This is a genomic window from Streptomyces sp. NPDC005202 (assembly GCF_040608235.1).
GTDB lineage: Bacteria > Actinomycetota > Actinomycetes > Streptomycetales > Streptomycetaceae > Streptomyces.
The window spans coordinates 35,090-54,681 of the sequence record NZ_JBEXHW010000024.1; the positions used below are offsets into that span (position 1 = coordinate 35,090).

Genomic DNA, 19,592 nt, shown 5'->3' on the forward strand with positions numbered 1-19,592 from the left:
GGGCTTCGTGCATCGCACCGGCCGCGGCACAGAGGCCGGTGCGTTCCGAGCCAAGGCGCTCTTCCCGTCGGTCGCGAAGGCCGACGGCGCGTACGCCGCTTTCGACCTGGCTGTCCACCGACCTGAGCGGCCCCCGCCGTCTCCCCGTGCACGTTCCGTTCTGCATCCGGACGCCTCGCCGGACGGGCTGTCTGTCGCGAATCGCTGGGAGCATATCGGCACACTTGCCGGATTGCGCAACTATCGGTTGAATCCTTGACAAGGTGCACCCCGAGGCCCGGCTTTCGAAGAATCCGCGCAGGAGTGTCACACAGGCTGCACACAGTCTTTCGAAAGCCTCGTTAGCGTTGCTTGCCGCTCGATTTCCACGTGCGAAGGTGACCAGGCCACGGCCCCGCGGGTCGACGGCATGTCAATTCAGGAAGACCGCAGATGGACTACTGCTCCTCGTGTCGTCGGCATCTCAACGGCGCCCTGGTGTGTCCCGGGTGCGGTGCCTACGCGCCCGACATCGCCCCGGACACCGCCCCGGCCACCGTCGACGGGCGCGCCGTCCCGGCCCGCGGCACCACGGCGACGACCCCCACAGCGGTGAGCGCGGCCACCGCCTGGGAGTACACGACTGCGGACCCGTGGCACAGCGGCCGCCTCCGTGACGAGGCAGCGGTCGCGGTTGGCACGGACGAGGGCCCGCAGGCCGACCCGTACGGCGATTTCACGGGCGCGCCGCCCGCACCGCAGAGGCAGGGGCAAGGGCGTGCGGCGCGGCGCCGTCGGCTGGCTCGTTGGAAGAAGAACCGGCGCCGGGCCGCGGTCGCGACCGCCGTCGCACTCGTCGGCGGCGGCCTGACCGTTGCAGCGATGGACCAACACGCCGCCGACCGGGCACAGGCGGCCACGGCGCCGGAGGCCGCGAACACGGGCGCCGTGGGCGGGCAGCCGGCACAGCACGGCGGCCCGTCGTCGACGAGGCCCGACGGTCAGCAGTCGTCGCCCACTTCTCCCGCCCGTCCGCCCGCAGCCGGCCTCCCGCGCAGGCATGCCGCCGCCGCGGCCCCCGGCACCGCGTCGCCGAGCGCTCGGCCGGATGCCGCCGCCGCTCCTCGTACGACAGCAGCACCTACGGCACCGCACACGACGACGGCACCGCACACGACGGCACCTTCGGCTGCGCTGTCCGTCCCACGGCCGGGCACCACCTCCCCGTCCTCCGCCGGGACGGTTCCGGGCCACCCGGGCCACCCGGGCCACACCGGTACTACGGCGACGCAGCAGACGCCCGCGCCTGCCGCCTCCGACGGCACGAACTCGGGCACCTCGCAGACGAGCCCCGCGGCCACGCCGACGCCGACGTCGCCATCGCAGCTCTGCCTGCTCGTGGTGTGCCTCGGCTGACCGCGCCGCCCCGCGCCTCCCGGCACACCGCCTCGCCCGCCGGTCCCGTCCCAGACGTGCCTCAGGCCTGCCGCGCGTGTACGTCATCACCGGGGCCGTGCCGCTGCTTCCGGGTCACCGGCGGGTGGGATCGACGGCGCGGGTGATGGCCGACTCGACGGCCGCGACCCGGTCGGCGAGCACGCCCAGGGCGGCGACCGCACGGCTCAACGGATCGCTGTAGGGACCGCCGAGGGCCTGCGTGCGGACGTACGCCGTCTTCACCTCCTGCCGGCGGGCGGCCTGTACGGGCGTGAGCGTGCCGCGCAGCTCGGCCAGTTTCAGCAGGTTGGCCTCGGCTCCGGTGGTCAGGGTCTGGGCCTCGCCCGTGTAGTGGTCCTCGAGTACGGCGGTGAGCTCGGCGGCGTTCATGGCCGGCCGGATGCGCTGGGCGATCTTGTTCATGTTGCGGTAGGAGCCCTGGGGCGCTCACCGACCCGGCGCTGAACGCCCCGACGCTGACGGTGCACGCCCCGTCGAAGGCCACGCGCGGCAAGCCGCTCACCGTGACCGGGAAGCTCACGGCGACGCAGCCGCTGCCGAGCGGCGTGTCGTTGCAGGTCACCCGCACCGACCTGGAGAGCCCGAAGGGCAAGGCGCTGCCCGCCGTCACGGTCGGGGCGGACGGCTCGTACTCCTTCACCGACACCCCGCCGGCCGGTGGCACGGTCACGTACAAGGTGCCGTACGCCGGCGACGAGGCGCACACCGCGGTCAGCGCCTCCGACAAGGTCGACGTCTCCCGCACGGCGACGACCCTGACCCTGAACAACAACGGCAAGGTCTACGACTACGCCAAGAAGGTCTCCTTCACCCCGCACCTCGGCTCGACGTACAAGAACCGCACGGTCGAGATCTGGGCGAACCCCTTCGGCGGCGACAAGCCCAACAAGCTGCTGAGGACCGGGACGGTGAACTCCAGCGGCAACCTCTCCGTGACGGTGGACATGACCCGGGACACGGAGGTCACCGCGGTCTTCAAGGGCGACGCCCGCACCGCTCCGAAGACGGTGAAGTCCAGGGCGTACGCCAGGGTCAGGATCTCCACCGCCGTCGCCAAGCAGTACAAGACGGCCAGGATCGGCTCGACGACGTACTACTGGTTCCACAAGAGCACCGACCCGGTGCTCACCACGACCATGACCTACTACAAGGGCCGCAAGCAGCGCTTCGACCTGCAGGTCTACTACAACGGCGCATGGCACAACGCCGACTCGGAGTACTTCCCGCTCGGCACGAACGGCACGTCGGCCGTCCGCCTGCCGGCCCCCGGCGAGTCCGGCATCAAGGCCCGCATGCGCTCGGCCTACGTCAACGGCTCGTCCGGCGACACGGTGAACACGACGACGTACGGCCCCTGGAAGGACCTGTACTTCTCCGAGTAGGCGCGAGGTGACCGGCCGGCCGGCGCCGGGTCACCTCCGGGTGACCGCCTCCCGGTGCTCAGCCGGCCGGCTTCTCGTCGAAGCTGGCGAAGTACGCCGCCGCCATGTCCTCGTCCGCGTGGCCCTGGGCGGCGGCTCGGGCGAAGCGGGCGGCGCTTGCGGCGGCCACGTCCAGGCGGACGCCGTGCTGTTCACCGGCCTGGACGATCAGGCGGGCGTCCTTCTCGGCGGTCGCCACCGCGAAACTCGCCGGGGACAGCTGGTCGTTGAGGATCAGACCGGCCTTGGCGTGCAGGTAGCCCATGTCGAGCGGGCCTTCGGCGATGAGGTCGAAGAAGTTCTGCGGGTCGACGTCGAGGGCCTTGGCCAGGGCGAGGACCTCGCCGGCCGCGGCGGTGGCCGCGATGACCCAGCTGTTGGTCACGAGCTTCAGGCGGGTGGCACTGGCCGCGGCGCCGTCCTCGCCCGTCCACACCGTGCGGGCGCCGACGGCGTCGAAGACCGGCGTCACCGCGTCCCGGTCCTCGACGGGGCCCGCGGCCAGGACGGTCAGCTGGCCGGCCTCCGCGGGCTGACGGGTGCCGAGCACCGGCGCGTCGTAGAAGACCAGGCCGTGTTCGCGGGCGAAAGCCGCCAGTTCGCCGACGGATTCCAGGCCGGCGGTGGTCGACTGGACCCAGGCGGCGCCGGAGCGCAGTCCGGGCGCCGCCTCGCGCATGACCTCCAGCACCGTGCCGCCGTCGTACAGCATGGTCAGGACGACGTCGGCGTCGCGCACCGCATCGGCGGGGGTGTCCGCGATGTGCGCCCCGTCGGCGGCGAGTGGCTCCGCCTTGGCGCGGGTGCGGTTCCAGACCCGGACAGTGTTTCCGGCCTTGGCGAGGTTCCGGGCCATCGCGGCACCCATGATCCCGGTGCCCAGGACGCTCACGGTGCGGGTGTCGGTCATGTCGTCGCCTTCCTGATCCATGGGGTGAGTATGGCGCTTCGGCGCGCTCGTTCAGGGCGCCCTTGAGGCCTCGGGGCGTCCTTTCAGGAATACGTGCGCCTCAGACGAGCTTCTTGAGCAGCTCCGCCGCGACCGGTGCGGAGGACGCCGGGTTCTGGCCGGTGACGACAGGCCGGTCGACAGTGGCTGCTGCAGGACCGGCTCACCGAGGCGGGCCTGAAGGTCGAGGCGGGCGAGCCGTGGGCGCCCGCGTGGCCGGCCAGCTGCTCCTCGGTGTTGGTGAAAGCGGTGATGCGGTAGCCGGCGTAGGCGTTGGTGCCGTCCTCCTTCACCGCAGCCAGCAGCGCGGCCGGGCCGTGGCAGACCACACCGACCGGCAGACCGCCCTCCACCGCGCGGGTGAGGATGCGGCCGGAGTCGGCGTCGGCCGCCAGGTCCTCCATGGGACCGTGGCCGCCGGGGACGTACACGGCGTCGTAGTCCTCGAGGCGTACGTCGGTCAGCGCGAGCGGGCTGCGGAACTCCGGGGCCGTGTCGATCACGTGGTGCAGCCGGGCCGCCTCCTCGGCTCCGCCGGCGGCCTCGGCGGCGGCCGGCCGGGTCGACCGGGGAGACCGCGCCGCCCGGGGTGGCCACGGTGACCTCGTGGCCCGCGGCCTTGAACGCCTCGAGGGGGACGACCGCCTCCTCGGCCCAGAAGACCGGTGCGGTGCCGGGTGCCGTCGGCCAGCGTCCACTGGTCGGCGGCGGTCATCAGGAACAGGATCTTCGCCATGGTCGCGTCTCTCCTCGGACTCTCATGGGGGGGCGACGACCTCGACGGTAGGATCGCCGGCCATCAGGGAACCAATAGAGCACCCGATTGCTGCCATCGGAAGTCCGATGCGTCAACGATGCGGCAAGGGGCTGCGCCGACGGCATGAGCAACCGCGCGCCCGTCCTCCGGCACCGACGCCGTGGCAGCGGCCGGCGGCGGGCGGCGGGCGCATCGCGGCGCCCGCCGACCTGACCCGGACGTGCCACGGCCGGGAGGCGCCGCAGCGTGCGGCGTGGTTCTGGTGGCCGGCCGACCGGTACGCGCATACGGCTCAGGCGTGTCCGTGGACCGCGTGCCCCTGCTGCCCCTCCGGCCGGTACACGGCGAGCGCCCAGATCACGAAGAAGTCGAGGGCGATCATGATGACCGACCACACGGGCGCGTACGGCAGGAACATGAACTGAGCGATCATGCTCAGCGACGCCAGGAAAATGCCCGTCATCCGGGCCCACTCGGCGCCCTTGAGGATGCCCCAGCCGGTGGCGACGGCCACGGCGCCGAGGATGACCAGGATCCAGCCCCAGCCGGTGAGGTTGATCTTGTAGACGTAGCCGCCGATGGGGGCGTACACGTCGTCGGCGGCGATCGCGGAGATGCCCTGGAGGATCGCCAGGACGCCGTTCACCAGCATCAGGACGCCCGCGAAGACGACACCGCCGGCCACCCAGCCGTAGTCGCCCGGCGCTGACGGGCGGTCGCCGGTGCCGGGGGCCGGTCCCGCCGCCGTCTGGCGGCCGCCGGTGCCAGGGGCCGGTCCCGCCGACCGCTGGTGCTCGCCCCCCACCGGCGTCCCTTCCCCGCCGGTCGGCGGCTGCCCTGCGTGCGGCTGCTCCGTCATGGCCGTACCTCGTCTCTGCCGTCTCTGCCGTCTCTGCCGGATGGGCGACCTCGTACGTCGCCTTTCTCCGACCATCCGGCGATGCGGCCCGCGCCACCACGGGGATGGGGCCGTTCGGGTGACGTCCGCATGCGGACGCGGGTCCGGGGGCCTTCACTGGTAAGGACACCCCGGCCCTTCGGTGGAGGGGGACCGAGCAACTGGGAGGCGCAATGGCCGGCTACCGGGCGCGTTGGGTGCCGGGCGCGGCGCTCGCGGGGATCGTGGCAGTGGGCCTGACCGGCTGCTCCGACGGCGGCAACAACCCGTCGGACACGGCGAGCAGGGCGGCGTCGGCCGTCTCGTCGCTCGCCTCGCAGGCCTCCGAGGCGCTGGCCTCGGCCACCGCGGAGGCGGGCCGCAGGCTCGACGAGGTGAAGAACGGCGTCGACGCCAGGAGCGCCGTGACGCTGGGCACGCCGACGACGGCCTCCGACGGGCGCACCGCGGTCGAGGTCACGGTGGACAACAAGGCGGCCTCGACCAAGTCCTTCGCCGTGCAGGTCACTTTCAAGGACACCGGCGGCAATCTGCTCGACACGGTCGTGGTCACCGTCTCCGACGTGCCGGCCGGGAAGACGGGTACGGGTACCGCGCGCAGCACGCACAAACTGTCCGGCGAGGTGAAGGCCGAGGTGGGCACCGCGCTGCGGTACTGATCCGCCGTCCGCTCAGGTCACCGGAAGGAGCTTTCGCGGACATCCGGTCACGCCATCCAGAAGAACACCGCCGTCATGCGCTTGTCCTCCAGCGTCCGGCCGAAGTAACCGGTCGCGCTGTGCACGAGGTTGGCGTGGTAGAGGAGCAGCCGGTTGGCCTTGTGCGGTACGCGGACGTCCTCCTCGAAGGCGTCCGGCGCGACGAACCGCGTGCCGAGGGCCTCGACGAGGTTGTTGTGCGGGGCCTGGACGACGTTGCCGCCGAGCCGCCCGCCGGGCAGGGACTGGCGGTAGAAGCTGGTGCCGCAGTCCTTGGGCACCCCGGGGTTGAGATAGAGCACGGCCGCGTACCGGCACAGCGCCCGCGAGTCGGTGTGCGGCCGCGGCTCGCTCTCGCCCGCACCGACGACCTGGACGCAGTTGTGGTTGAGGGTGCCGCCGCCGGGCGCCTGCTGCACCCACAGCTCCTTCGCCCCGGTCGCCCTCTTCACCAGCCGCTCGACCCGGGCCAGTTCGGACGGTTCGAGGCCGGGCATCGTCCGCAGCCCGGGCCAGGTCTCCGAGGTGTACGGGTATCCCTTGACCCAGTCGTCCTTGGCCAGGCAGCGCTCCCGTACGGCGTCCACGTCGGCCAGGACGTCGTCCAGCACCCAGTAGTCGCGGCCCTTGGTGGGCTTGCGATAGGGGAGGACGGGGAGCGCGGTGGGCACACCGCCGGGCTGTGGGGGCATGCGGCGAATCTAGGGCGGGCTTTCGCCAGGGCTCTCCCCCGAACCGGTCAACATTCCGTCAACCTTCTCTGTCCGTACGGGGCTTGGGGACGAGACCTGGGGGGTGGCGGTTGCCCCCGCCGCTCCGGGCGGCGGGCCCGTCACCTCCACCTGGGCCGGGCGGAGCAGGTGGTCGCCGAGGCGGTAGCCGGGGCGGAGGATCGCCGAGCAGACCAGGCGGTCGGCGCCCGGGGAGACGTGGTGCGTCAGGGCATCGTGGCAGGCGGGGTCGAACGGGTCGCCCTCCTCCCCGAACGACTGCACGCCCAGCGAGCCGAGCTGGGCCTGAAGGCTGTCGGCGATGTCCTTCAGGCCCGGCGTCAGCGGTTCGTGCGCGCACGCCCGGTCGACGGCGTCCAGCACGGGCAGCAGGGCCCGCAGCACGTTGGCCACCGCGATCTCGCGCACGGCCAGGCGGTCCCGGCGGACCCGCTTGCGGTAGTTGTCGTACTCGGCCTTCACCCGCTGCAGGTCGGCGGTCCGCTCCTCCACAAGGCGCCGCAGCTCCGTGAGCTCCGTGCTCTGCGGCCGGCTCCTGGTCATGGTCAGCCCGCCTCCGGCTTGTCGTCGTCGACGATCTCGGCGTCCACCACCTCGTCCTCGGCGGCCGCATCACCGCCTGCGGACCCGCCGGTCGCGGACCCGCCGGAGGTCTGCTCGGCCCGCGACTTCTCGTACAGCGCGGCGCCGATCTTCTGCGCGGCCTGCGCCGTACGGTCCATGGCCTGCCGGATCGCGGCGGTGTCCTCGGTCTTGAGCTGCTCCTTCAGGTCGGCCAGCGCCGCCTCGGTCTCGCTCTTCGCGTCGGCCGGGATCCCGGCAGCATCGTTGTCCTCGATGAGCTGCTCGGTCCGGTAGACGAGCTGCTCAGCCTGGTTGCGGGTCTCCGCGGCCTCGCGCCGCTTACGGTCCTCCTCGGCGTGCTGCTCGGCCTCGCGGACCATGCGGTCGATGTCCTCCTTGGGGAGGGCCGAGCCGCCGGTCACCGTCATCTTCTGTTCCTTGCCGGTGGCGAGGTCCTTGGCGGAGACGTGCATGATGCCGTTGGCGTCGATGTCGAAGGTGACCTCGATCTGCGGCACCCCGCGCGGGGCGGGCGCGATCCCGGTCAGCTCGAACATGCCGAGCTTCTTGTTGTACGCGGCGATCTCCCGTTCGCCCTGGTAGACCTGGATGGTCACGGCGGGCTGGTTGTCCGCGGCGGTGGTGAAGATCTCCGAACGCCGGGTCGGGATCGTCGTGTTGCGCTCGATGAGCTTGGTCATGATGCCGCCCTTGGTCTCGATGCCGAGGGACAGCGGGGTGACGTCGAGCAGCAGGACGTCCTTGACCTCGCCCTTGAGGACACCGGCCTGGAGCGAGGCGCCGACGGCCACGACCTCGTCCGGGTTGACGCCCTTGTGCGGCTCCTTGCCGGTGAGCTCCTTGACCAGGTCGGTCACGGCGGGCATGCGCGTCGAACCGCCCACCAGGACCACGTGGTCGATGTCGGACACCTTGATCCCGGCGTCCTTGACCGCCTGGTGGAACGGCCCCTTGCAGCGCTCCAGCAGATCGGCGGTCAGCTGCTGGAACTGGGCGCGGGTCAGCTTCTCGTCCAGATGCAGCGGACCCTCCGAGGAGGCCGTGATGTAGGGCAGGTTGATGGTGGTCTCGGAGGACGAGGACAGCTCGATCTTGGCCTTCTCCGCGGCCTCCCGCAGCCGCTGCACGGCCATCTTGTCCTTGCTCAGGTCGATGCCGTAGCTGTTCTTGAAGTTCTTGACCAGGTGGTCGACGATCCGCTGGTCCCAGTCGTCGCCGCCGAGGTGCGTGTCGCCGTTGGTGGCCTTCACCTCGATGACGCCCTCGCCCATCTCGAGCAGCGACACGTCGAAGGTGCCGCCGCCGAGGTCGAAGACGAGGACCGTCTGGTCGTTCTCCTTGTCCAGCCCGTACGCCAGCGCCGCGGCCGTCGGCTCGTTGATGATCCGCAGGACGTTCAGGCCCGCGATCTCACCGGCCTCCTTCGTCGCCTGCCGCTGGGTGTCGTCGAAGTAGGCGGGCACGGTGATCACGGCATCGGTGACCTTTTCACCCAGGTACGCCTCCGCGTCCCGCTTCAGCTTCTGCAGCACGCGCGCGGAGATCTCCTGCGCGGTGTAGCGCTTGCCGTCGATGTCGCCGTTCTCCGGGAACCGCCAACTGTGGTCTCCCATGTGCCGCTTGACGGAGCGCGCCGTGCGCTCCACGTTCGTCACGGCCTGCCGCTTGGCCACCTCGCCGACGAGTACCTCGCCGTTCTTGGCGAAGGCCACCACGGACGGGGTGGTCCTGGCGCCCTCCGTGTTGGTGATGACGGTGGGCTCGCCGCCCTCGAGGACCGAGACCACCGAGTTCGTCGTGCCGAGGTCGATGCCGACCGAGCGGGCCATCTGGTTCTCCTCCTCGTTGCTGTGGTCGTGGTGGTTGAGGGGTCCTCATCGGGACGTCCGCTCCCACCGGACGGGGCCCGCGCGCAGCGGCGGTTCGGGGGCGAGGGCCCCGAGCGCCACGGCGTACCGCCGCGGGGGCCGGGCGTCCGGGGCGGGGGCGCGCGTCCGGTCGTAGGCCGCGCGCAGGAGGGGGTCGCGGAGGGTTTCGTAGGCCGCCCTCACCTCACCGAACCGCTGCGCGGTGACGGGGTCGACCCGGGTGTCGGGGCGCAGTTCGCGCACCCGGGCGCGGAAGGCGGAGGTGATCGTCTCGGCCGTCGCCGAGGGCTCCACCCCCAGCACCGCGTACCAGTCCGGCGTCCCGTCCCGCGTCTGCATTCCGCCCACCTCCTCGCGCGCCGCGAGCTGCGGTTTCGGACCCGGATTACCTATTTGCCTGAATAAAACTTGAGCGCCCTCTTGTCAAGTCTGAGGGGTGGTGGGGACCAGGACGGGGAACCACTGATCGTCGAGCGACCGCGGAGCGGGGTGTCACACGCCGCAGGCCGGCGCCTCCCTGCCCATGGAGGAAGATTTTACTAAAACCAAAGGTTCTTTCCGCTTCCCCGCCCGTACTGCTGTGCGTCCGAACCGCCCACGGGCGGATCCACGACCGGGCAGGAGGCACGGTGCGCTTTTCGCGGAACGCGACGGGAACTCTCTTCGTGGGCGGAGCTCTCAGCCTGACCCTCGCCGCGCTCGCCTACCCGACCATGCTCGGATTCAACAACGTCTCCAGTTCGCCCTCACGCGTCATCGCCCAGACGCAGTGGGGGCCGCTGACGGAGGCGGACCGGGACTTCGTGGTCAAGGTGCGCGCGGCCGGGCTGTGGGAGTACCCCGTCGGGCAGATGGCCCTGAAGAAGGGCACGACCAAGGCGGTCATCATCGCGGGACAGCACCTGATCGACGGGCACGCGGCGCTGGACACCACCTGCCGCAAGATCGCCCCCATGCTCAACATCGCGATCCCCAACGTGCCGAGCCCGCAGCAGCAGGGATTCATCAACACGCTCAACGCGGACAGCGGCAAGCAGTTCGACACCGACTTCGCCAACATCCTGCGCGTGACGCACGGCTCGATCTTCAACACGGTGGCGAAGATCCGGTCCACGACCAAGAACACCCTGGTGCGCGCGCTGGCCGACCAGGCCAACGACACCGTGCTCGACCACATCACGGTCATGGAGAAGACCGGCCTGGTCAACTTCGACCAGGTGCTCTTCCAGGAGACGACCCCGCCGAAGCTGCCCGCCTCGGACCTGACCCCGCCGCCCCCGGCCCCCGGACAGCCCCAGGTGGTGCTCACCCCGCCGCCGAACGCCACCTCCACCCCGGTGGCGATCGACGGCGCGCCGAGCCCCAGCCCGACGGTGGGGTGAGCCTGAGCCGGCCGCGTCCTACGAGAGCCACACGGTGGTGTCCGGATCCAGCCGGCCCTCCGTCAGGTGCGCACTGCTCAGCAGCACCTCCCCCGGCGGCAGCGGCACGGCCGTGCCGGAGAGGTTGGTGACACACCGCCAGTTCTCGGAGCGGGTGAAGGCCAGCATCCCGGCGGGGGCGTCCTCACCCCAGGTCAGCGACTCGCCGTCCAGCAGCTTGCGGCGCAGCCGCAGGGCCGTGCGGTACAGCTCCAGAGTGGAGCCGGCCACGCCGTTCTGCTCCTCGACGGCGTACGACGCGAAGCCCGCCGGCTGCGGCAGCCAGGCCTCGCCCGCCCCGAAGCCGTACGACGGGCCGGTGGTCGTCCACGGCAGCGGCACCCGGCAGCCGTCGCGGCCCTTGTGGACGTGGCCCGTCTGCTGCCAGATCGGGTCCTGGAGCACCTCGGTGGGCAGGTCGGCCACCTCGGGCAGGCCGAGTTCCTCGCCCTGGTAGACGTACGCCGAGCCGGGCAGCGCCAGCATCAGCAGCGTGGCCGCCCGGGCCCGGCGCAGCCCGGCCGCCTCGTCGATCGCCGGTGCGCGGCCGCCGGACAGCAGCCAGGCGTTGTCGGCGGTGCCGGGCGGGAGCATCAGGCGGGAGGCGTGGCGGACGACGTCGTGGTTGGACAGCACCCAGCTGGCCGAGGCTCCGGCAACGCGGGCGGTCTCGAGCGACTCGGTGATGACCTGGCGCAGTTCGTCGGCGTCCCAGCCGGTCTGCAGGTACTCGAAGTTGAAGGCCTGACCCAGTTCGTCCGGGCGGGCGTAGAGCGCGCGCCGGGCACCCGGCACCCAGGCCTCGGCGACCGCCGTGCGGGGCGGGGTGCAGGCGTCGAAGATCTTGCGCCAGTCGCGGTAGATCTCGTGGACGTCGTCCCGGTCGTGGTAGGGGTGGCTGCCGGGCGGTACGTGGAGGAGCGCCTCCTCTCCGGTGGCGCCGATGTCCCCGACGTCCCGAAGCGGCTCGTCGAGGTCCTTGGCCAGGGCGTATGCAACGTCCACGCGGAAGCCGTCGACGCCGCGGTCGGACCAGAACCGCAGGGTGGTGCGGAAGTCGGTGCGGACTTCTTCGTTCTGCCAGTTGAGGTCGGGCTGCTGGGGTGCGAACAGGTGCAGGTACCACTGCCCGTCCGGCACCCCCGCCAGGCGCTGCCGCCGAAGACGGACTGCCAGTCGGTGGGCGGCAGTTCCCCGTGGGCGCCGCGGCCGTCGCGGAAGACGTAGCGGTCGCGGGCCGGGGAGCCGGGGCCCGCGCGCAGCCCCTCCTGGAACCAGGGGTGCTGGTGGGAGGTGTGGTTGGGGACGATGTCGACGATCACCTTCAGGCCCAGGCGGCGGGCCTCGGCGACCATGCCGTCGAAGTCGTCCAGGGTGCCGAGGCGGGGGTCGACGTCGCGGTGGTCGGCGACGTCGTAGCCGCCGTCGGCCGGTTCGGAGGGGTAGAAGGGGCTGAGCCACAGGGCGTCGACGCCGAGGGCGGCGAGGTGGGTGAGCCGCTGGGTGATGCCCCGGATGTCGCCGAGCCCGTCGCCGTCGGCGTCGGCGAAGCTGCGCGGGTAGACCTGGTGGACGACGGCCTGCCGCCACCAGTCGGGGTTGCGGGACGAGAGGTCGGGCGGGGAGTCGTGCGTGGTGGTGCGGACGGTCACGCGGTCTCCTCTTCGGTGCGCTGGAGCGACAAGGAGAACTCTGTCCACATCGCCGGAAACATCGCCGGAAACATCGCCGGAAACATCGCCGGGAACATCGCCGGAAACGTGAACACCGACCGATCTGCGGAGCGGCTCGTTCCCGGTGTGCGCCCCCTCGGCCTCCGACTCCACCACCGCCCCGGCGCCCGTCGGAGTGCCGGGGCGGTCGCAGGTCAGCCGGCGTCCGCCGCGCAGTGCTTCAACAACCCCTGTACGTGCGGATCGACCACCCGGTACCGCACCACGCGCCCCTCCTTCTCCCCCTGAACGACCCCCGCCGCCCGCAGCAGCCGCAGGGCCTGGGAGACGGCGGGGTCGTTCATGCCGGTCGCGATCGCCAGGTCGGACACGGCCAGTGGCCCGGTGCGGTGCAGGGCGAGGAGGAGAGCGAGCCGTCTGGGATCGGCGAGCAGCGAGAAGCGGTCGGCCCAGGTGCGTACGTGACCCGGCTCGCCGATCGCGGCGATGGCGTCGCACACCCGGTGGCCGTCGATGGTGCGGCGGTCTGCGCGGTCGGCCGGAACGAGATGCATGCCGTCATCCTCGCAAACGCCGCTGTGTGATCTTGAATACCTGCGCAGGTATGCAGCTATGCAGGGAACCGCTTACGGCCCTACGGTGGGCGGGCCGTGGTGTTCGGGAAGCCGGTGACGGCCCCTCACGTCCCTTACCGGGACCAAGCGGGGCCCAGGCCGGAGCGGCCCTCGCCACTGTGATCGGGGAGTTTCCGTCCCGTCCGGCGCACGCCGGGCCACTGGTCGCACGACCGGGAAGGCAGGGGCGGCGAACGCACGACCCGTAAGCCAGGAGACCGGCCACGGCAGCTCACGAAGTGATCCACGAGGTGCTGGAGCGTGAACCGGATGGCCCTGCCCGACCCTGCCCCGACGTCGACGTCCTTCAAGTGGCGCCGGGAGGACACCCTCAAGACCGCCGGCCTGATGGCCGTGATCATCGCCCTGCACGTCGTCGCCTTCGGCGTCCTGTTCCTGCTCGTCGTCCCCGAGCACTACAAGGTCGGCCGCGAGGCCTTCGGCATCGGCCTCGGCGTCACCGCGTACACCCTCGGCATGCGGCACGCCTTCGACGCCGACCACATCGCCGCGATCGACAACACCACCCGCAAGCTGATGGCCGACGGCAAGCGCCCGGTGTCGGTCGGCTTCTGGTTCGCGCTGGGCCACTCCAGTGTCGTCGTCATCCTTGCCCTGCTGATCGCGGGCGGCACCCAGCTCGCCGGACGCGTCATGAACGAGAATTCGCGCACCCACCAGGTCCTCGGCTTCATGGGGACGACGATCTCCGGCACGTTCCTCTACCTCATCGCCGCTCTCAACCTGGTCGCCCTCGTCGGCATCCTCAAGGTCTTCAAGGCGATGCGGGCGGGCACGTACGACGAGAAGGAGCTCGAACAGCACCTGGACTCCCGGGGCTTCATGAACCGCGTCCTCGGCCGCCTCACCAAGTCCATCTCCCGGCCCGGCCAGATGTACCCCCTCGGCTTCCTCTTCGGCCTCGGCTTCGACACCGCCACCGAGGTCACGCTGATGGTGATGGCCGGCTCGGGCGCGGCGGCCGGCCTGCCCTGGTACGCGATCCTCTGCCTGCCGCTCCTGTTCGCCGCCGGCATGAGCCTGTTCGACACCCTCGACGGCACCTTCATGAACTTCGCCTACCAGTGGGCGTTCTCGAACCCCGTCCGCAAGGTGTTCTACAACCTCACCATCACCGGCCTGTCCATCGCCGTCGCCTTCTTCATCGGCACGATCGAGCTCGTCGGCGTCCTGCACGACAAGCTCGACCTGCGCGACGACGTCACCGGCTGGATCGCCGGCCTCGACCTCGACAACGTCGGCTACATCATCGTCGCCCTCTTCGTCGTGGTGTGGGCGGTGGCACTGGCGTACTGGAAGGCGGCGAAGGTGGAGCAGCGGTGGGCCGTGCAGCCCGCCGACACCAACTAGGCGCCTTCGACGGTGGCCAGGTACAGCTTCACGTACCGCTCGGCGTCGATGTCCAACGCCACGTCCACCAGCGGCTGTTCACGCCTCTCCCCGTGGAGCTCCGACTCGCCCGGGCGCGGGCGGCGGTCGACGATCGTCTGTCCGCGGGCCGGGCCCGGCGCGAGGTTCACCTCCACCGGCAGCCGGTGGGTGGTCAGTCCCGCCGGGTCGGCGACCGCGCAGACCGCGCCCGCGTCGCCGAGGCCGCCGGAGGGGTCGTCGTAGGTGGCCGGGGTGCGGTGGGACAGCAGCCGCCCGGCCAGGCGCGCGCCGGGCTCGGCGCTCTCGCGCAGCCGCCGTACGTCCGCCGCCGGGACGATCACCCGCTCGAACACGTCGAGGCCGTACATGGTGATCGGCACCCCGGCGGTGAGCAGGATCGCCGCCGCCTCCGGGTCGTGCCAGACGTTGAACTCGGCGACCGGCGTGGCGTTCCCGGTGGCCACCGCGCCGCCCATGAACACGATCCGCTCGATGTTGCGGGTCACCTCCGGGTGCGTGCGCAGCAGCAGCGCGATGTTCGTCAGGGGCGCGGTGGGGACGAGGGTGACCGGACGGTCGGACGCCAGGATCTCGCGGCGCAGCAGCGTCACGGCGTCCACGTCCGCGGGCGTGCGGCGCGGTGCCGGGAGGCCGAGGTCGCCCATGCCGTCCCGGCCGTGCACGTGGTGCGCCGTGCGCACGGGCTCGATCAGCGGCCGCTCGGCGCCGCGTGCGACGGGGATGTCACCGGCGCCGGCCTGCTCCAGGACGGTCAGGGTGTTCCGTACCACCTGGTCCACGTCCGTGTTCCCGGCGACACAGCTGACCGCGCGCAGCTCCAGGCCCGGGTGGCGTACGGCGAACAGCAGGGCGAGGGCGTCGTCGACGCCGGTGTCGCAGTCGATGATCACGGGGATGGGCTGACCGGCCACAACAGCACTCCTTCCGTCGTACCGACCTTAGGACCACAGCCCGGTGCCGCGCGCCGCCACCCGCTCCCCGATCCGGTGCAGGAGTTCGCCGACGGGTAGGGGCCCGGGGCGGCTTCCGTCCCGCAGTCGTACGGCGGCCAGGTCGCTCTCGGCCTCCCGCTCCCCGATCACCGCCTGGTACGGCACGAGCCGCGCCGCCCAAATGCGGGCGCCCAGGCTGCCGTGTTCCGGCCCGGCGAGTTCGGCCCGCAGGCCGCGCGCGGCCGCCCGCCGCACGACCTCCTCCGCCCGCGCCGCCTGCGCCTCGGCGACCGGCAGCACCACCAGCTGCACGGGCGCGAGCCACGCCGGGAACGCCCCGCCGTGCTCCTCGATGAGGTGCGCGACCGCCCGCTCCACGCTGCCGATGATGCTGCGGTGCACCATGACGGGCCGGTGCTTCGCGCCGTCGGCGCCGATGTAGTGCAGGTCGAAGCGCTCGGGCTGGTGGAAGTCGATCTGGACGGTGGACAGGGTGGCCTCGCGGCCGGCGGCATCGGCGATCTGCACGTCGATCTTGGGCCCGTAGAAGGCGGCCTCGCCCTCGGCCTCCTCGTAGGCGATGCCGGAACCGTCCAGGACCTCCTTCAGCAGCGCGGTGGCCCGCCGCCACAGGTTCGGGTCGGCGACGTACTTGCCGCCCTCGCCGGGCAGGGACAGGCGGTGGCGGGCCGCGCGGATGCCGAGGTCGGCGTAGGCGCGGGTGATGAGGTCCAGGGCGGCGCGGGCCTCGTCGACGGCCTGGTCCAGGGTGCAGAAGATGTGCGCGTCGTTGAGGTGGATGGCCCGCACCCGGGTCAGTCCGCCGAGCACACCGGACAGCTCGGAGCGGTACATGCCGCCCAGCTCGGCCATGCGCAGGGGCAGTTCGCGGTAGCTGTGGGAGCGGGAGCGGTAGATGAGGGCGTGGTGGGGGCAGAGGCTGGGGCGCAGCACGACCTGCTCCGCACCCAGGTCCATCGGCGGGTACATGTCGTCGCTGTAGTGCGCCCAGTGGCCGGATACCTCGTACAGCTCGCGCTTGCCGAGGACGGGCGAGTACACGTGGCGGTAACCGGCCGCGGACTCGGCCTCGCGGATGTACTCCTCCAGGGTGTGGCGCACGATCGCGCCGTCGGGCAGCCAGTACGGCAGGCCCGAGCCGATCAGCGGGTCGGTGTCGAACAGACCGAGTTCACGGCCGAGGCGGCGGTGGTCGTGCATGGGGACTCCCTCGCTGGAAGGGGCGAGGAACCGGGAGACGCCGAAGCCCCGGGGCACTCGCCCCGGGGCTTCTCACTCAGCTCAGCTGTCAGCGCGCCGGGACACTCTCCGGCGTCGTCGTCATGGGAGACGGCTGGGCGCGCTTCATGGGCAGGACGATCTCAACGGACCGCGCGTCAACGCGACGGGTTTTCGTCCAGCCGGGCCCGCCGCCGCGCCCGCCCCTCACCCGGACGGCCCGGCACGCTGGTGGGCGAAGCCCCTGGGTGGTGCCGTGAGAGGACACACGCCCCTGAGGTACGTACGTCTGGAGGCACCCGCATGCCCCGTCCCCCGGCCCGCGTCCTGCCCGCCTTCGTCCTCTGCATAGCCGCCCTGCCGGCCGCGACCGCCTGCACGGCCGGGCTGACGGGACAGGCCGACGTCCCCCCGTCCGCCGCAGGGAACACGCGTCCGGCCGCCCCCACCTCCCCGATCACCGTCCCCGCGCTCACCGACGCGCAGGCCCAGGCCGCGCTGATCACCGAGGCCGACCTGGGTGCGCCGTGGGCGCCGGCCCAGGGCGCGGCAACCTGGCACGACGAACTGCTCAAGGCGCAGACCGACCTACCCGACTGCCAGCGTCTCCTCGACGCCGTCTACGCCGACGAGCTGCTCGGCACACCGACGGGGGCGCACGCGGTCGCTGGTTTCGACGACGGCGACGACGAGGCCCAGCTGCGCTACCAGGTCCTCGCCCACCGGCCGGCGGAGGTGGACCGCACCCTGGCCTGGCTGAGGACGCTGCCGCAGACATGCGCCCGGTTCACGGCGGCGACCACCCGGGCCGGCGTACAGAACGTGCAGGTCTTCGAGCTCGCGCTGCCGGACGTAGGGGACGCCCGCCAGGGCCTGCGGGTCACGCTCACCGGCGAGTCGGCCGACGGCGAGGCGGCCACCCTCGCCCTGGACGTCGCCGTCGTGCGCGTGGGCGACGACGCGATCACCCTCACCAACGGCGGCCTCGGAGCCGTATCCGCCGACTCGACGCGGCAGGCGGTCCAGCTGGGTGCGCGGCGCCTGACGGAGGTTCACCACCAGGCCCGCGGCCAGGCCTGAGACGCGTGCCCGCCGGACTGTTCGCCGCCGCCCACGTGGGTGAGGAGGTGAGCGGGTGACGCGCGGACACGTCGTCAGGTGCGGTCCGTCTCGGCGGCCCGCTGAGCGCCGTCCGGCCGCGCCCGCTCAGGCGGCCAGGCGGTCGACGGCCTCCTTGGCCTCCTTCAGGCCGACGCCCGTGGCCTCCCGGTACACCTTGATCGCCTGGATCGTCTTCCCCTCGCGGACGAGCGCGGCCACCTCGTCCATCCGCGGGTCCTTTTCGCACAGACCCAAGTGGTCGATGATCAGGTCGAGTTGGCGCTCGACGTGCGCAATGCGCCGGTCGGTCCGTGAGAGCCGGCTCTCGGTGTTGACGATGCTGATGAGCACGGCCAGGGCGACGACGAGGAAAGCCACTATGCCCATGACCGTGATCGTAAGGAACGCGTGCGTTTCCTGTGTCGTGGACACTCCGCCGGCCGGAGCGGCAATGCGTGCACGGAGACTGCCCGACGTGGTGGCCGGCGGCGGCTCCTCACAGAGGCGGCTGTGCGGGCGCGGGTCCGAGCGTCGTCGTGCCCGGAGCCGTGCGGTGGCCCAGCCCCGTCCGGTACGCATCCAGCGCCGCCTCGACCCGGCCGGTCCGGCGCAGCAGGTCGCCGAGGAGCCGGCACAGATCGGCCAGGTCGCGGGCCGCGCCCGCCCGCTCCAGCAGGCTCAACGCGCGGACGTAGTGCTCCTCGGCGGCCTCCGTGTCGCGTGCGTCCTCGGCGATGATGCCGAGCAGGCGGTGCGCGGCCGCCGCGTGGACGGCGCCGCGCTCGGGGGAGAGGTCGCCGAGGACACCGTGCAGCAGGGCGGCCGCCTCCTCCGACTTGCCGCGCCGGTGCAGGATGTCGGCCAGCTCGACGGCGACCCGGCTGGTGTAGAGGGCGGCGCGCCTGGCCGTCAGCATGGTCTGCGCGGTGCGCAACTCGCTCTCCGCGCACTCCAGTTCGCCGTTCTGGGCGTAGACGTAGCCGCGCATCCAGTGACAGTTGGCGAGTTCGGTACGGAGCTGCAGCTGGCGGTAGAGCTCGGCGGCCTTGGCGAGGGAGGCGTCGGCCTCGGTGACACGGCCCTCGGCCAGCAGGGTGCGGGCGACGGAGCGGTGCATCCGGGCCACCAGCGCCGGGTCGCCCGCCTGCGGGGCGAGGGCCAGCGCGAACTCGGCCGCCTGGGCCGCCCGCGCGTGCGCGCCCATGTCCATGTACGGTCCGATGACGCTGGCGTAGAGCAGCAGCAGGGCGTCCGGGTCGTGCAGGCCACCGCGGTTGAGCTCGTCGAGCGTGGTCTCCAGCAGGTAGACGGCGTACCGGAGTTCACCGGCCAGGTAGTGGGAGACGGCGCGGCCGCGCAGTGCGGGGACGCGGGCGGGCAGCGGTGCGTCGGCGAGGGCGCGCTCGGACCGCTCGAAGTGCTGCCGCCCGGTCTCCAGCTCGCCGGTCTCCAGGGCGCACTCGCCGAGCCCGAGGAGGGCCGCGGCCCGCACGTCGACGAGCTCGTGCTCCTCCGCCTCCGCGAGCAGCCGGGCGTACTGCTCGGCCGCCTTCTCGGTCTCCCCGGTGGCGAGCGTGCGCTGCGCCTCGGTCAGCCTGAGCCGCAGGTCGGTGGCGAGGTGGGCGGGACGTCCGGTGGCGAGCTCGTCGAAGGCGACCCCGAGCCGCTCGGCCAGGTGCCTCAGCGCCTCGTCGGAGGGCCTGACCCGCCCGGCCTCGAGCGTGGAGATGTAGGCGGATGTGTAGGCGGGCTCCGCCAACTGCCGCTGGGTCAAGCCCCGTTCGCGCCGTAACTGCTGCACCCTGCGCCCGATGGTCTCCGGGTCGTCCCGCTTCGCCATGCGGTTAATCATGCC

Annotated in this window: 16 protein-coding genes, 4 pseudogenes and 1 riboswitch; of the genes and pseudogenes, 6 read left to right on the forward strand and 14 right to left on the reverse strand. The window is 72.0% G+C overall.

Annotated features, from left to right (window positions below):
• The first annotated feature begins 432 nt into the window (after positions 1 to 432).
• Positions 433 to 1,395, forward strand: a complete 963-nt coding sequence (locus ABZV31_RS27485) for a hypothetical protein (RefSeq protein WP_355898968.1) — start codon at positions 433 to 435, stop codon at positions 1,393 to 1,395.
• Between the two features lie 114 nt (positions 1,396 to 1,509).
• On the opposite strand, the pseudogene ABZV31_RS27490 reads toward ABZV31_RS27485, so the two are convergent.
• Positions 1,510 to 1,857, reverse strand: a pseudogene (locus tag ABZV31_RS27490) (ATP-binding protein); the annotation flags it as partial.
• 5 nt (positions 1,858 to 1,862) lie between these two features.
• Here ABZV31_RS27490 and ABZV31_RS27495 point away from each other — a divergent pair.
• Positions 1,863 to 2,819, forward strand: a pseudogene (locus ABZV31_RS27495) (Ig-like domain repeat protein); the annotation flags it as partial.
• Between the two features lie 58 nt (positions 2,820 to 2,877).
• On the opposite strand, the gene ABZV31_RS27500 reads toward ABZV31_RS27495, so the two are convergent.
• The 3 genes and pseudogenes from ABZV31_RS27500 to ABZV31_RS27510 all read right to left on the reverse strand — a co-directional run bounded on the left by ABZV31_RS27500 (position 2,878) and on the right by ABZV31_RS27510 (position 5,423).
• Positions 2,878 to 3,768, reverse strand: coding sequence for an NAD(P)-dependent oxidoreductase (locus ABZV31_RS27500; RefSeq protein WP_355899122.1), 891 nt, complete (start codon positions 3,766 to 3,768; stop codon positions 2,878 to 2,880).
• A 100-nt stretch (positions 3,769 to 3,868) separates the two neighbouring features.
• Positions 3,869 to 4,543, reverse strand: a pseudogene (locus ABZV31_RS27505) (type 1 glutamine amidotransferase domain-containing protein).
• A 313-nt stretch (positions 4,544 to 4,856) separates the two neighbouring features.
• Positions 4,857 to 5,423: a hypothetical protein gene (locus tag ABZV31_RS27510; protein WP_355898971.1), complete on the reverse strand. Its 567-nt coding sequence runs from the start codon at positions 5,421 to 5,423 to the stop codon at positions 4,857 to 4,859.
• A gap of 212 nt (positions 5,424 to 5,635) precedes the next feature.
• On the opposite strand from ABZV31_RS27510, the gene ABZV31_RS27515 reads away from it, so the two are divergent.
• The gene (locus ABZV31_RS27515; RefSeq protein ID WP_355898974.1) at positions 5,636 to 6,121 is read left to right on the forward strand and encodes a hypothetical protein; all 486 of its coding nucleotides are present in this window, start codon (positions 5,636 to 5,638) and stop codon (positions 6,119 to 6,121) included.
• 47 nt (positions 6,122 to 6,168) lie between these two features.
• Here ABZV31_RS27515 and ABZV31_RS27520 read toward each other — a convergent pair whose 3' ends face one another.
• From ABZV31_RS27520 to ABZV31_RS27535, 4 genes are read right to left on the reverse strand one after another with little or no spacing between them, the layout of a single operon-like run.
• A complete protein-coding gene (locus ABZV31_RS27520) occupies positions 6,169 to 6,852 on the reverse strand; it encodes a DUF6445 family protein (protein ID WP_355898977.1) in 684 nt (227 codons plus the stop codon).
• A 9-nt stretch (positions 6,853 to 6,861) separates the two neighbouring features.
• Positions 6,862 to 7,434 carry a nucleotide exchange factor GrpE gene (gene grpE, locus ABZV31_RS27525; RefSeq protein ID WP_355898980.1) on the reverse strand — a complete coding sequence of 191 codons (573 nt, stop codon included), beginning with the start codon at positions 7,432 to 7,434 and terminating at the stop codon, positions 6,862 to 6,864.
• A gap of 2 nt (positions 7,435 to 7,436) precedes the next feature.
• Positions 7,437 to 9,305, reverse strand: coding sequence for a molecular chaperone DnaK (gene dnaK / locus ABZV31_RS27530; protein WP_355898983.1), 1,869 nt, complete (start codon positions 9,303 to 9,305; stop codon positions 7,437 to 7,439).
• Between the two features lie 45 nt (positions 9,306 to 9,350).
• Entirely contained in the window at positions 9,351 to 9,683 is a 333-nt protein-coding gene (locus ABZV31_RS27535; RefSeq protein WP_355898986.1) for a J domain-containing protein, read from the reverse strand.
• A gap of 326 nt (positions 9,684 to 10,009) precedes the next feature.
• On the opposite strand from ABZV31_RS27535, the gene ABZV31_RS27540 reads away from it, so the two are divergent.
• The gene (locus tag ABZV31_RS27540; RefSeq protein ID WP_355899125.1) at positions 10,010 to 10,726 is read left to right on the forward strand and encodes a DUF4142 domain-containing protein; all 717 of its coding nucleotides are present in this window, start codon (positions 10,010 to 10,012) and stop codon (positions 10,724 to 10,726) included.
• An 18-nt stretch (positions 10,727 to 10,744) separates the two neighbouring features.
• Here ABZV31_RS27540 and ABZV31_RS27545 read toward each other — a convergent pair.
• Together ABZV31_RS27545 and ABZV31_RS27550 are read right to left on the reverse strand one after the other, a co-directional pair.
• Positions 10,745 to 12,417: pseudogene (locus tag ABZV31_RS27545) on the reverse strand (glycoside hydrolase family 13 protein).
• A gap of 215 nt (positions 12,418 to 12,632) precedes the next feature.
• Positions 12,633 to 12,992, reverse strand: coding sequence for a metalloregulator ArsR/SmtB family transcription factor (locus tag ABZV31_RS27550; protein ID WP_355898989.1), 360 nt, complete (start codon positions 12,990 to 12,992; stop codon positions 12,633 to 12,635).
• A gap of 80 nt (positions 12,993 to 13,072) precedes the next feature.
• Positions 13,073 to 13,294, forward strand: a riboswitch (cobalamin riboswitch).
• Positions 13,295 to 13,322: 28 nt separating this feature from the next.
• Here ABZV31_RS27550 and ABZV31_RS27555 point away from each other — a divergent pair.
• Positions 13,323 to 14,423, forward strand: a complete 1,101-nt coding sequence (locus ABZV31_RS27555; RefSeq protein WP_355899127.1) for a HoxN/HupN/NixA family nickel/cobalt transporter — start codon at positions 13,323 to 13,325, stop codon at positions 14,421 to 14,423.
• Here ABZV31_RS27555 and ABZV31_RS27560 read toward each other — a convergent pair.
• Positions 14,420 to 15,376, reverse strand: a complete 957-nt coding sequence (locus ABZV31_RS27560) for a nucleoside hydrolase (protein WP_355898992.1) — start codon at positions 15,374 to 15,376, stop codon at positions 14,420 to 14,422. The two genes, ABZV31_RS27555 and ABZV31_RS27560, sit on opposite strands and share 4 nt — an antisense overlap.
• A 27-nt stretch (positions 15,377 to 15,403) precedes the next feature.
• Complete coding sequence (thrS, locus tag ABZV31_RS27565) at positions 15,404 to 16,618, reverse strand: threonine--tRNA ligase (RefSeq protein WP_355898994.1); 1,215 nt, start codon at positions 16,616 to 16,618, stop codon at positions 15,404 to 15,406.
• A gap of 321 nt (positions 16,619 to 16,939) precedes the next feature.
• Between thrS and ABZV31_RS27570 the strand changes: the two genes are divergently transcribed.
• The gene (locus tag ABZV31_RS27570; RefSeq protein WP_355898996.1) at positions 16,940 to 17,716 is read left to right on the forward strand and encodes a hypothetical protein; all 777 of its coding nucleotides are present in this window, start codon (positions 16,940 to 16,942) and stop codon (positions 17,714 to 17,716) included.
• Positions 17,717 to 17,842: 126 nt separating this feature from the next.
• Here the strand turns inward: ABZV31_RS27570 and ABZV31_RS27575 are convergent, their stop codons facing one another.
• Together ABZV31_RS27575 and ABZV31_RS27580 are read right to left on the reverse strand one after the other, a co-directional pair.
• Positions 17,843 to 18,124 carry a ribosomal protein L7/L12 gene (locus tag ABZV31_RS27575; protein WP_355898999.1) on the reverse strand — a complete coding sequence of 94 codons (282 nt, stop codon included), beginning with the start codon at positions 18,122 to 18,124 and terminating at the stop codon, positions 17,843 to 17,845.
• Between the two features lie 109 nt (positions 18,125 to 18,233).
• On the reverse strand, positions 18,234 to 19,577 hold the full coding sequence (locus ABZV31_RS27580) for a helix-turn-helix domain-containing protein (protein WP_355899002.1): 1,344 nt from the start codon (positions 19,575 to 19,577) through the stop codon (positions 18,234 to 18,236).
• Positions 19,578 to 19,592 lie beyond the last annotated feature (15 nt).